The organism is Actinorectispora metalli, from assembly GCF_056323685.1.
Genome location: NZ_JBREYE010000001.1, coordinates 1,393,321 through 1,405,141 on the forward strand (window position 1 = coordinate 1,393,321; position 11,821 = coordinate 1,405,141).

Consider the following 11,821-nt stretch of genomic DNA (forward strand, 5'->3'; position numbering starts at 1 on the left):
GGCAGATTACGCCGACGTACCCGGCCCCGCCTCTCAGGCGCCGGTGACGAAGCCGCGCACGGCGTCGGCGACCAGTTGGACGGCGATGGCGGCCAGCAGCAGGCCCGCGATGCGCGCCACGAGCGTGATGCCGCTCTGGCGCAGCACCCGGATCACCAGGCCGGAGTAGCGGAGGGTGAGGAACAGGATCAGGTGGATCACGAGGATGGCGGCGCCCAGCGCGAGGTAGTCGCCCATGCTGTCGTCGGCCTTGCGCACGAACACGATCACCGCGGCGATGGCGCCGGGGCCCGCCAGCAGTGGGGTGCCCAGGGGTACCAGCGCCAGGTTGACGTCCTCCACCGATTCGGGGCTCGTCGTCTCACGGCCGGTGAGCAGGTCCAGGGCGATCAGCAGGAGCAGCAGCCCACCCGCGCCTTGCAGGGCCGGGATGCCGATGTGGAGATAGCCCAGGATGGCGTGCCCGCCGATGGCGAAGACGCTGATGACCAGCAGCGACACCAGCACCGCCTGCCGCGCCGACCTGCGCCGGAACTCGGTGCTCTTGCGCCCGACCAGGCTCAGGTAGACCGGGATCATGCCGGGCGGGTCCATGATCACGAACAACGTGATGGCCACCTCGGCGAAAAGCGTGAGATTGAAGCTCACCGCCGCACCGCCTCTTCCTCACTCGCTCGGGTGATCCACTGCATCGTTGACGGAACCGGCGCCGTTCAGCGCCGTACCACCGCACCACCGCCGAGCGCGATGATCCGCTCCAGCGCCGCGGGGTCGGTTGTCTCAGCACCGATCGGCACCGACTTGTTGGTGCCGTGGTAGTCGCTGGAACCGGTGGTCAACAGATCCAGGTCCGCAGCGAGGCCCGCGAGCGTCGCTCGCCTGGTCTCGTCGTGTTCGGGATGCGCGATCTCCAGGCCGTGCAGCCCGTCGGCGGCCAGCATGGCGACCGTGTCCAGGCTGATCACCGGGCCCCTGCTGTCGGCGAGCGCGTGCGCGAGCACCGTCACCCCACCCGCCGCGGTGATCATACTGATCGCCTCCCGCACGGGGGTATGGCGTCGTTTGAGGTAGTACGGGCCGCCTTCGTGCAGATAGCGCCGGAACGCCTCGGCGACCGAACCGACCAGCCCGGCCTCGACCAGCGCGCGACCCAGATGCGGACGGCCCGCGGCGGAGCCTTCGGGGATCAGGGCCAGCAGCCGGTCGGCTTCGATCGGCAGGCCGTCGGCCTCCATCCGGCGGGCCATCTCCAGCAGCCGTTCGCGGCGTTCCCGCCGCAACCGCGTCTGCTCCGCGATGACCGCGGGCGCCTGCGGGTCGAACAGGTAGGCCAGCAGGTGAACGGTGATGGCGCGGTCGCCCTCGTCCACGGTGCAGGACAGTTCGGCACCCGGCACCAGGGTCAGCCCAGGTGGCAGCGCCTCGATGGCCTCGGCCCAGCCGGCCGTGGTGTCGTGGTCGGTCAACGCCACCACGTCCAGGCCCGCCGCAGCCGCGGTCGCCACCAGCCCGGCCGGGGTGTCCGTGCCGTCCGACGCCGTCGAGTGGGTATGGAGATCGATGCGCACGTCAGCCAGTCTGACTGACGTGCGCGGTTAGCCCTTTCAGGCCCCTACTGCCTATGCCTTCGCGCGCTTCTTCATCGCGGCCATCTTCTTGGCCTTGAGCATGGAGAAGCGCTCGGCCTGCGCCTTCTTGTCTCCGAAGACAAGCTCCGAGATGGCGTCGTAGACCTCTTCCGGGTTGGGCAGATACTCGATCCTGTTGAGCGCCTGGATCTGACCGGCCGACTCCACGATGAGAGTGCCGTATCCGAGCAGACGCCCGACCACCGACCGCTGATACGTGAGGTCCGTGACCTTGCCGATGGGCATCATGGCCACCCGCGTGGTGAACACCCCGCTGGTGATCATGAACCGCTTGTCCGTGACCACGATGCGCTCCACCCACCACTCGATGACGAAGTAGGCGAACCGCAGGAGCACGAACAGTGCCGCGTACCAGAGGACGTTCTGGAGCATCCAGTAGCCCTCGGGTAGCAGGTAGGAGATCAACACGGCACCGGCCAGCAGGCCGATCGCCTCGAAGATGTCCCACAGCAAGCACGCCCAGTGCCTGCGCACCCTGATGACGCGACGCTCGGTGTTGAGCAGGTACTCGTCAGGATCCCTGGGCGCGAACACGGATGCCGACTCCTAGTGGGTTAGATGAACAGCGTCCTGACGAAGGTCATGACCGCCTCGGCAGCACCCTGCAGAGAGTCCAGGATTCCGTTCACCACACCCGCCGACTGGGTCGGCTGGGTGATCAGGGCGAAGGCGAGCAATGCGACTCCGGCCCAGGTGAGAACCTTCTTGACGTTCACTATGACCAGCCCCGTCCGTAACCCGCTTTGCGCTCAAAAACGACTGATGCTGAGAACCGTTGTACCGTACAACTCAGCCCAACGGCAGACCTTTCCCGCACTTGGGTCAGTCCAGCGAATTAATAGCCTACTTCCTTTACGCTCCGTGGTCATGATCGGCTCAGACGAGCGCCCAGTCCGGTGCGTTGGCGCAATCGTGTATGACCCCATCGGCCGATTGCTCCTCGTGCAGCGTGCCAATGCCCCAGGTAAGGGCCTTTGGTCCATACCTGGTGGAAGGGTCAAAGCAGGCGAAACAGACATCGAAGCGGTGGTCCGGGAGACCCTGGAGGAGACTGGACTCACGGTGACGGTGGGTACTCTGGCCGGGTCGGTGCTTAGGCCAGGCGACGGATGTACGTACGAGATTCACGACTATCTCTGCACTGTGAGAAGTGGCACACCGATCGCGGGCGACGACGCATCCGCCGTCTCGTGGGTGGATCTGGCGGCCTTCGACTCCCTCGAACGGCGGCGTCTACTGGTACCCCGACTGGCCGCAACACTTAGCGAATGGGAATGCCTCCCGAGGGCCTGACCCCGGGCAAACTATTTCCGAAACGGGCGGTGGCCTTTGCCGTCCACTATTGTCAAAGGCCACCGCGAAACGTCTTGTCTGAGCGCTAGTTTTGGTTATTCAGCCGCATTATCAGGCTTTGGGCTCCGGCCTGCCGGGCTGCTCGCCGCCGCGGGCGTCGCCATAGGAGCGCTTGGGCACCATGACCTTGCGACGGAAGATGCACACCACCGTGCCGTCCTGCTTGTAGCCGCGTGTCTCCACGTAGACCACGCCGCGGTCGTCCTTGGACTTGGACGGGGTCTTGTCCAGGACCTCGGTCTCGCCATAGATCGTGTCACCGTGGAAGGTCGGCTTCACATGCCGCAGCGATTCGATCTCCAGATTGGCGATCGCCTTGCCCGACACGTCCGGCACCGACATTCCGAGCAGCAGCGAGTAGATGTAGTTGCCGACCACGACGTTCTTGCCGAAGTCGGTCGTCTCCTCCGCGTAGTGGCTGTCCAGATGCAGCGGGTGGTGATTCATGGTGAGCAGACAGAACAAATGATCATCGTACTCGGTGACCGTTTTGCCAGGCCAATGCTTGTACACCGCACCGACCTCGAACTCCTCGTAGTACCGCCCGAACTGCACGTCGCGCCTCCCGCGTAAATCTTGTTGGTGGTCACAAGCGCGCCACCAGGGACGACAGTGTGGCCCCGGCAGGAGTAACCTCGGCAACCGATCTGTGAGCGAATCCACCGACCGGGGTGGCGGACGCGAGGAGGTGAGACCGCAGGCATGAGGAGCCTTGACCCCCTTCCTGCGAGTACCAGCCGCGTCCCCCTCGGAGTCCGGTCGATCTCGTAGATCCCACCTCCGCCGGGTACGCGACGAGTGCATCGGGCCGGTTCAGCACCGGCATCGCGTAACACCCGAGGAGGCCAGCCAGTGGCAAGCTTGCCCACGATCAACCTGCGCACAAAGACGAGCCGTAACGGACGTGTGATGCCCCCAGTGCCGGTTCCGCTGTCCGCCTATGTCGTCGACTGCGCCGTCTACGTCGACGGCTGCAGGCTGCCCGGCCGGTGGACGCACACCGATGCCATCGAGGAGGTCCGCCGCCGCGGCGCGGGCTTCGTCTGGATCGGGCTGCACGAGCCGGACGAGGAGCAGATCAACGGCATCGCGGAGACCTTCGGCCTGCACGAGCTTGCCGTCGAGGACGCGGTGACCGCGCACCAGCGGCCGAAGCTGGAGCGCTACCAGAACACCCTGTTCATGGTGCTCAAGACCGTGCGCTACGTGGCCCACGAATCACCGACCACCGCCAACGAGATCGTCGAGACCGGCGAGATCATGGTGTTCCTCGGCCCCGAGTTCGTCGTCACCGTCCGCCACGGCCGCCACGCGGGCCTCGCCGACCTCCGCCGCCAGCTCGAGGACGACCCCGAGCAACTGGCACTCGGCCCCGCCGCGGTCCTGCACGCGATCTCCGACCACGTGGTCGACGCCTACCTCGATGTCGTAGACCACGTCGAAGAGGACATCGACGTCCTGGAGGCCGACGTCTTCGCGCCGCACACACCCGTGGACGCCGAGCCCATCTACCTGATGAAGCGCGAGATCATGGAGCTGCGCCGCGCGGTGATGCCGCTGGCCGCGCCGCTGCGCAGGCTGGCCGAGGGCTACACGCCGATAGTGCCGGAGCAGGTCCGGTCCTACTTCCGCGATGTCGACGACCACCTGACCAGCGTCACCGAACGTGTCACCGCCTACGACGAGCTGCTCACCACCCTGGTCGACGCCGCCCTGGCCAAGATCACCCTCCAGCAGAACACCGATATGCGCAAGATCACGTCCTGGGTCGCGATCATCTCGGTGCCCACGATGATCGCCGGTATCTACGGCATGAACTTCGAGTTCATGCCCGAGCTCAAGATGCGCTTCGGCTACCCCATGGTGATGGGCGTGATCGTCATCGCCTGTCTCACGGTCTATCGCATCCTGCGACGAAACCGCTGGCTCTAGCGCTCCAGCGCGAAAGCCGCCTGCCACCGGCACTCCGTAACGATCACGGTGTCTCGTGGCGAATCGCCAGTAGGGGGCTGTCCGGTGCCGCTCCGGCACCGCGGTTCCCCACGTGTAGTTCCCGGCGTGGCCGCACCCGGCCCGCCCCGCTGTGCTGAGGGAGGTCGACAGGTATGAACCTGGTGCGTCGCGCGGTGCGCAACCTTCATTTCTGGGTGCTCGTCGCCGTACTGGCGTGGCTGGTCACGGTGACGGCAACACTGGCCATGGAACCCGAACCCGGCGAACCCTCCCCCGAGCTCCTCGCCGCCTCCGTAGGCCAAGCCCTCCTGGCCGAGGACAGCACCAACCTCGAGCGCCTCATCGACGGCCCCTCCGACGCGGGCGAGGCCGCCAAGACCACCACCGAGAACTTCGACGCCGCCGACGTCACCGACGTCACCGCCCACCCCGAAACCCGAGACGGCCGCACCTTCGTCATCGTCGACTACACCACCCGCCAAGGCACCCAAGGCACCCTCCGCCTCCCCGCCGAAGCCAACCAGGGCCGCTGGACGATCAACCCCCTTCCCACTCCCTGACGCCCCTTCCGGGTGTGTTCGGGCGGGGCAGGAAGAACATCAGGGCCCACATGGCCAGCAGGCCGCCGATCACGTACGGAAGCGTTGCGGTGAAGGCGTCGATGACGTCGGTGCCGCGGGCGGTCGCGGTGTGGTCATGGGAGAAGAAGACCACCCCGGTGAGCACGACACCCAGGCTGAGGCCGAGGTAGGTGGCGGTGTTGAACAGTCCTGAGGCCGATCCGGCGTGCGCCTCCTCGACGCGGCCCAGGGTGAGGTCGGTCAGCGGAGCGCCGATCATGCCCAGCCCAACGCCCAGCACCAGGGCAGGCAGGGCCATGGCCGCCATCGACAGGTTGATGCCGTATGTGGTGGACAGCAGGTGGAACACGACCAGGGCCACCACAGCGAGCAGTGCGCCTGCCTGAGGTGCGCGCCGTTGGTGCCGGGCGACGGCCGACATGGCCAGCCAGGCCCCGCCGATCTCGGCGAGTGTGAAGAGCAGGAAGCCGATCGCCGCCCGCGACGGGCTCAGGCCCAGGCCCTGCTGCATGTAGAGCGTCCAGCACATGAAGAACAGGCCGGACAGCAGACAGAGGACCAGTTGGGCGGCCATCCCTCCGGAGAACGGCCGCCAGGAGAACAGGGACAGCGCTACCAGCGGGGAACCGCCCCTGCGGGTCCTGCTCCGCTGCTGGAAGACCAGGCTTACCAGCACGGCAAGACCTGCGGTCATGGCCGTGAACGTCCACCCCGGCCAGTGGTGGGCGCCGCCCGCGCTGAGGGGGTAGGTGATCAGCAGCAGTCCGAGCGCGGCAAGGACCATGCCCGGTGGGTCCAGACGCATCGCGTGGCTGTTACGGGACTCGGTCAGGTACCTGTGGCCGAGCAGGACCGTAACGACGCCGAGGGGGACGTTGATCAGGAAGATGGAACGCCAGCCGAGGCCGAACAGGTCGGCCTGGGTAAGGACGCCGCCCAGGACTGGCCCGGCGACGCTGCCGACTGACATGACGGTCCCGTACAGGCTGAACGCCTTGACGCGGGCGCTGCCGGTGAAGGTGACATGCAGGGTGGCCAGGATCTGCGGGATCATCGCCGCCGCCCCGGCGCCCTGCACCGCGCGGGCGGCGATCAGGGCGGTGGGGCCTGCGGCGAGGCTGCACAGCAGCGAGGCGGCGGTGAAGATGCCGTTGCCCAGCAGGAAGATCCGTTTGCGGCCGTAGAGGTCGCCGAGGCGCCCGCCGGTGATCAGCCCGAGGGCGAGCGCGAGCCCGTAGGCGGCGTGGATCCACTGCAGGCCTGCGGCTGAAGCACCGGTGTTCGCCTGGATCGAGGGCAGAGCGGTGTCGACCACCGATGCGTCCACGACGGCCATCAGTTCACCGAGCAGCACCACGGCCAACATGATCCGGTTGCCAGGGCGCGAAGACGGTCCGGCAGAGCGGGACGGGGCGGTGCGGGTGTCACGAGACACGGAGAGGGTTCCTGTTCTGAACAGCAGGGACACGGGCAGGCCAAGACCCGTGTACGCCTACTGCGCACAGGAGAAAGTCACGGAGCCCAGGCCATCGGGAACACCGTCTTCACAGCGGACAGCACCCATCGCCTGTCAGCACAGGCGGGGTCCGCGGGCAGAGCCCTGGAAGAGCGGCTACCGAGCCTGGGAAATAAGTCATCACCTCGAAGTCACGCATACGCCCATTGCGGGCGGTGCAGGAACCCCACCAGCGTAAGCAGCAGCTGCGCGGAGGGAAAGTGGTTTCCGCAACGCCGACTCCGAAAGCGGCAGCGCAGCGGCCTCCCGAGCGAAGTCGCCGGAGAACCGGCAGGGCCGACTCGCGCCGCCGAGCGGCCGGAGGCTTGGGCGGTCCGGAGCCGTGGGGCTCCGGACCGACGGCGTGTTTTGGGTCAGGGCTCCCAGGTGAAGGGGATGCCGTGGCCGTGGCCGTGGCCTAGGCGGATGGCGATGCCCGCGGGCCAGAGGCGGAGGAGTAGGTCGTAGCGGTGGGGTTCGCGTTCCCGCGGGGTGCGGCGGGGTTCGAAGACCAGGAGGGCCAGTGGGGCGTCTGCGGTGGCGCTTCTGGCGGCTTCGGCGATGACGGACATGCCCTTGGCGCGGTCGGCGTGGCGGACGTGCTGCCACACCACCGAGTGCCAGACGACGGTGAGGATGCCTTTGCGGGGCTTGCCGAGTTTGGCGGCGAGCCAGTCGGCGCCCGCTGAGGCGTCGATGGGTACCGGGTCGGTGGTGGCAACCTCGATCGCGGCGTCCAGGCGTCGGCCTCGGTCCACCTGGTCGGGCCAGATGAACGAGCGCAGGTGCAGTCTGCCTTCCTCACAGGTGGGGTCGACAGGTTCGAGATCGCAGCCCGCCCGCTGCACGATGCGCAGCGGCTGATCGAGGTCGGCGGGCGGCAGGCCGGTCCACTGCGGGTCCAGGTGCAGCGGGCTGGCCGGGTCGCCGAGCAGGCTGCCATCCGGCAGGCGGTATGCGATGCGGTCGGGGTGCAGGTTGAGCCCGGCGCCTGCGCCAAGCTCGAGTAGTCGGATACGGAAGGGGCGACGGCGGCGTCCGGCCGCGCGTTGGCTTGCCACCAGCAGGCCGCCGAACAGTGGGGCGCACCTGCCGGGTTCGTTGATGTGCACATGCCCGGAGCGCACCCGCTGGCGCAGTTCGGGCAGGTACTTGCGGAGGGTGGGCTCGACGTCGGCCCAGATTCCGCCAAGCCGCGGGTCGCCGCCCGCGGTGGGATAGTGCTTGGCAAGGGTCGGAGCCTTGCCTTCGAGCACGAGCCGGTGCACGGCCTGTACGAAACGAAGGCCGGGCACCGTGCTGCTGCGATCAGCCTCGCAGCCGGCCATAACCTGCGCGGTCACGCCACCGGCAGCCAAATCATCGGCGGCAGCCGAGAGCAACACGTAATTGATCGGGCTATCGCCTTGGCAGTCACGGGCGGCGTCCCGGAATGATTCGGGAAGCAGCACATGTTGAGCCTAGGGACTATTCCGGTGAGCGCGATCACCCAGCAGGATGGCTCACGCAGCGCTACCGTCACGCACAGAAATGGGTGTTTCGCCAGCTCACGCTCGTCTGAACGCAGCAGGAGACGACACATGCGGGGTGACACGGGTTTCCCTCATGCGGACGCCGAGCACGACTTTCTGCTCGCTCGGCGTCGTCAGGTGCTGTCCCGTTTGGCCGCATGGCTGCGTCGTGAACCCGACGACATCACCGTCATGCTGCCGTTCGACGAGGTCATCTCCGCTCTTGGCAGGCAGGGCGAGCGGAAGATCGGTCTCCAGGTGATCAAGCTGAACTCCATCGTGGGCAGCGTCGATCGCACCCGCGAGTTCGACCGCTACTTCCGGCCGACGTCCGGCCGGGTGCGGGAGCGCTGGCAGCGGCTCGCGCTGGCCCAGCGCCGCGGCGAGGCGCTGCCGCCCATCGACGTGTACCGCATCGGCGATCTGCACTTCGTCCGCGACGGCCACCACCGGGTGTCGGTGGCGCACGCCATGCGGCTGAAGATCATCGAGGCGCACGTGACCGAGGTGCGCACCCGGATCAGCCCGGACGGCATCCGCGCCAGGTGCGACCTGATCGTCAAGGACTACAACCGGATCTTCGCCGACCGCGTCCCGCTGGGCGACGCCGCGATGTCGCGGATCGTCTTCCGCGATCCGGAGGAGTACGCCGAACTCGGCGAAACGGTGGAAGCCTGGGGTTTCCGGCTCATGCAGGACGAGGGCAGGCTGCTGAACCGCCAGACGGTGGCCCGGCGGTGGTTCAACGAGGAGTACCTGCCGGTGCTGGAGATGCTGGCCGAGGCCGGTCTGCTGGAAGGCCGCACCGACGCCGAGGCGTATCTGTGGGTCGCGGCCGAGCGGTACCGGCTGATGCGCACCCATCGATGGGACGCCGCCGTAATCGAAACAGTGCGAAACCGCAAACGCCGTTGAATTCGGACAGCCTGGTATAGCCTCGTCATTACGACGTAATGCAGATGCTTCCGTTATTTACCTGTTATAGGCGATGAGCGGGCTCACAGGGCCTTGATTACCTGCACGAACAGCTCCTAGCCTGCTGGATGTCCGTGACCGAGGCAACGCCGCTCGGAATTCCTGCATAACTCGAAGGTGCCGCCTAATGCACCCTCTGATTCACGCTGCCCCGAATTCGGTCGACCTGCGCTCCAGAATGTCGCTTTATTGCGTCTTCTTCCTCAACGGTCTCATTTTGTCCAGCTGGGTACCGCATATCCCCGAGATGCGCGACCGGCTGGATCTGTCCCAGGGCGGGCTCGGCCTTGTGCTGCTCGGCGGCGCGGTGGGTGCTCTCGGCGCCATGCCCGTCGCGGGCACGCTGGTGGCACTGCTGGGCAGCCGCAGGCTGACCACGCTGTCCGGCGCGGCCTACGCCACCGCGATCGCACTGCCCGCGCTGGCAGGCCACCCGGTGGTGCTGGCCCTGGTGCTGCTGTTGATCGGCGCCAGTAACACCCCGTTCGACATCGCGATCAACGCCCAGGGCGTGGAGTTGGAGCGGCGGACCGGCAGGCCGCTGCTGTCCCGCCTGCACGCCGCCTTCAGCCTGGGCACCTTCGGCGGCGCGGGCGTGGCCACCGCCGCGATCATGCTGGACGTGCCCCCGCAGGTGCACCTGTTCGCGGTGGCCGCTATCGGTGTCACCGGTGTCCTGCTCGCCGACCGAGGCCTGCTGGCCGACTCGGTCGCGCTGACACCCGCCCCCGCGCAGCCCGAGCCGCGGCGCCGCGGACTGCTTCCGCTGGGCATCGCCGCGTTCTGCTTCCTGCTGGCCGAGGGGTCGGTGGCGGACTGGAGCGGGATCTTCCTGCGCGAGGAACGCGGCGCCAGCCCTGACCTCGCCACCACCGGCTACATCGCGTTCACCGCGGCAATGACCATCGGGCGGTTCATGGGGCCCGCGCTGACCCAGCGGGCGGGCGCGATGCCGCTGGTCCGCCTCGGCGGCGCCGGTCTGGTCATCGGCGCGGGCCTGGTGACGCTGCCCGGCGCCGTACCCGCCGCCGTGATCGGCTTCCTGCTGCTGGGCATCGCGGTGTCCTGCTCGTTCCCGCTGCTGCTCAGCACAGCGGCGGCCAGGGCGGGCATCTCCCCCGGCAACGCCATCGCCGCCGTGTCCGGCATGGGCTACCTGGGATTCCTGGCGGGCCCGCCGTTGATCGGCATGGTCGCCCACGCCCACTCGCTGGCCTTCGCACTCGGCCTGCTCGCGGTGCTGGGCGTGGTCGTGCTCGCGCTGGTGCAGACCGTGCCCGCCGAGTGATCAGCCGGGTTTGCCGCCGAGCGGGTTGGCCGCGCCCATGACGCGGTCGGCGTAGTTGTCCAGCAGCCTGCTCACGGCCTCCTGGGAGTAGCCGAAGACCAGTGCCCAGAACAACACGGCGGAGCGGCTTTCAACCCGGATGACGGCGTCGAAGAATCCCGCACCGAGCACGAGTACGCCGACCATGGCCAGGGCGGCGCCCATCCAGAGCTTGATCAGGGCCTGGTAGCCGATGGTGGTGTACGGGGCAAGGGTGGGCCTTCGGCGGAGCAGCAGGACCACGACGGAGACGATCGCGCCGAGGATGCCGAACAGCTGCACGATCCAGACGTCGGCGGCGCTGGGCCGCAAGCCCGCGGGGCAGACCTGCTTGTCCTGGGCGCCGACGCACAGCGGCAGCAGCCCCGGCCAGCGGGTACTGAGCACCCCGACCAGCACGTTCAGCAGCAGGAGCAGCACGGAGCCGAACACGAACAGCTTGTTGCGCAGCACCCGCAACGCCGAGTGGCGCTGGTCGACGACCCCGAAGGCGGCGATGAGGGTGTCGGCGACGATCAACCGGTCGGCGGCGCTGAAGTCCCCGTCGCAGGGGATCTCGGCCATCTGCCGGGCGCGTGGGTCGTCGTCGGCCAGTTCCTTCGCGGCCCAGCCGACCAGCGTGGGCAGCCGCGCGCCGAGTTCGGGGCCGTAGGCGATCAGGTAGGCCTGCGCGAAGTGCACCGCGCGCCAGCCACGCTCGATCTCCCACCCCGACCACCAGGCCGCGGGCTTGCGCCAGAACGAGTGCCGCGCGATGACCGCCGCCTCGACATCCCGGATGGCCTGCCACACGGGCTCGGGCACGCGCTCAAGCAACTCGGCCTGCGTGTGCAGCCACCGCAGCCGGTCCTCCAGCGCGAACCGCCAGTCGGTGCTGCGCGGCGTGCGCATCACCTCGGCCAACTCGCTGCCCACACCCAAGCCGTCACCTGCCGCCTGCCCTGCGGAGTTCGTAGCCACGATTGGAGACTAACGGG

At 67.8% G+C, this 11,821-nt stretch carries 13 protein-coding genes; 5 read left to right on the forward strand and 8 right to left on the reverse strand.

Annotated features, from left to right (window positions below):
* Positions 1–33: 33 nt before the first annotated feature.
* The 4 genes from ACU6XJ_RS06335 to ACU6XJ_RS06350 all read right to left on the reverse strand — a co-directional run bounded on the left by ACU6XJ_RS06335 (position 34) and on the right by ACU6XJ_RS06350 (position 2,365).
* Positions 34–648, reverse strand: a complete 615-nt coding sequence (locus ACU6XJ_RS06335; protein WP_476307585.1) for a MarC family protein — start codon at positions 646–648, stop codon at positions 34–36.
* A 65-nt stretch (positions 649–713) separates the two neighbouring features.
* A complete protein-coding gene (locus tag ACU6XJ_RS06340; protein WP_476307587.1) occupies positions 714–1,568 on the reverse strand; it encodes a PHP domain-containing protein in 855 nt (284 codons plus the stop codon).
* 51 nt (positions 1,569–1,619) lie between these two features.
* A complete protein-coding gene (locus tag ACU6XJ_RS06345) occupies positions 1,620–2,183 on the reverse strand; it encodes a PH domain-containing protein (protein ID WP_476307589.1) in 564 nt (187 codons plus the stop codon).
* A 20-nt stretch (positions 2,184–2,203) separates the two neighbouring features.
* Positions 2,204–2,365 carry a hypothetical protein gene (locus ACU6XJ_RS06350; protein WP_476307591.1) on the reverse strand — a complete coding sequence of 54 codons (162 nt, stop codon included), beginning with the start codon at positions 2,363–2,365 and terminating at the stop codon, positions 2,204–2,206.
* A gap of 151 nt (positions 2,366–2,516) precedes the next feature.
* On the opposite strand from ACU6XJ_RS06350, the gene ACU6XJ_RS06355 reads away from it, so the two are divergent.
* Positions 2,517–2,942: an NUDIX hydrolase gene (locus ACU6XJ_RS06355; protein ID WP_476307592.1), complete on the forward strand. Its 426-nt coding sequence runs from the start codon at positions 2,517–2,519 to the stop codon at positions 2,940–2,942.
* A 111-nt stretch (positions 2,943–3,053) separates the two neighbouring features.
* On the opposite strand, the gene ACU6XJ_RS06360 is transcribed toward ACU6XJ_RS06355, so the two are convergent.
* Entirely contained in the window at positions 3,054–3,557 is a 504-nt protein-coding gene (locus tag ACU6XJ_RS06360) for a MaoC family dehydratase (protein ID WP_476307594.1), read from the reverse strand.
* Positions 3,558–3,911: 354 nt separating this feature from the next.
* Between ACU6XJ_RS06360 and corA the strand changes: the two genes are divergently transcribed.
* Together corA and ACU6XJ_RS06370 are read left to right on the forward strand one after the other, a co-directional pair.
* Positions 3,912–4,934 carry a magnesium/cobalt transporter CorA gene (gene corA / locus ACU6XJ_RS06365; RefSeq protein WP_476307597.1) on the forward strand — a complete coding sequence of 341 codons (1,023 nt, stop codon included), beginning with the start codon at positions 3,912–3,914 and terminating at the stop codon, positions 4,932–4,934.
* Positions 4,935–5,107: 173 nt separating this feature from the next.
* Complete coding sequence (locus tag ACU6XJ_RS06370; protein ID WP_476307599.1) at positions 5,108–5,515, forward strand: hypothetical protein; 408 nt, start codon at positions 5,108–5,110, stop codon at positions 5,513–5,515.
* Here ACU6XJ_RS06370 and ACU6XJ_RS06375 read toward each other — a convergent pair.
* Entirely contained in the window at positions 5,493–6,971 is a 1,479-nt protein-coding gene (locus tag ACU6XJ_RS06375; RefSeq protein WP_476307600.1) for an MFS transporter, read from the reverse strand. The two genes, ACU6XJ_RS06370 and ACU6XJ_RS06375, sit on opposite strands and share 23 nt — an antisense overlap.
* A 434-nt stretch (positions 6,972–7,405) precedes the next feature.
* Complete coding sequence (locus tag ACU6XJ_RS06380; RefSeq protein ID WP_476307602.1) at positions 7,406–8,482, reverse strand: DUF2332 domain-containing protein; 1,077 nt, start codon at positions 8,480–8,482, stop codon at positions 7,406–7,408.
* A 129-nt stretch (positions 8,483–8,611) separates the two neighbouring features.
* Between ACU6XJ_RS06380 and ACU6XJ_RS06385 the strand changes: the two genes are divergently transcribed.
* Together ACU6XJ_RS06385 and ACU6XJ_RS06390 are read left to right on the forward strand one after the other, a co-directional pair.
* Positions 8,612–9,457 carry a chromosome partitioning protein ParB gene (locus ACU6XJ_RS06385; RefSeq protein ID WP_476307603.1) on the forward strand — a complete coding sequence of 282 codons (846 nt, stop codon included), beginning with the start codon at positions 8,612–8,614 and terminating at the stop codon, positions 9,455–9,457.
* A 238-nt stretch (positions 9,458–9,695) separates the two neighbouring features.
* The gene (locus tag ACU6XJ_RS06390) at positions 9,696–10,805 is read left to right on the forward strand and encodes an MFS transporter (protein ID WP_476313818.1); all 1,110 of its coding nucleotides are present in this window, start codon (positions 9,696–9,698) and stop codon (positions 10,803–10,805) included.
* Here the strand turns inward: ACU6XJ_RS06390 and ACU6XJ_RS06395 are convergent, their stop codons facing one another.
* Positions 10,806–11,804 carry a hypothetical protein gene (locus tag ACU6XJ_RS06395; RefSeq protein WP_476307605.1) on the reverse strand — a complete coding sequence of 333 codons (999 nt, stop codon included), beginning with the start codon at positions 11,802–11,804 and terminating at the stop codon, positions 10,806–10,808.
* Positions 11,805–11,821 lie beyond the last annotated feature (17 nt).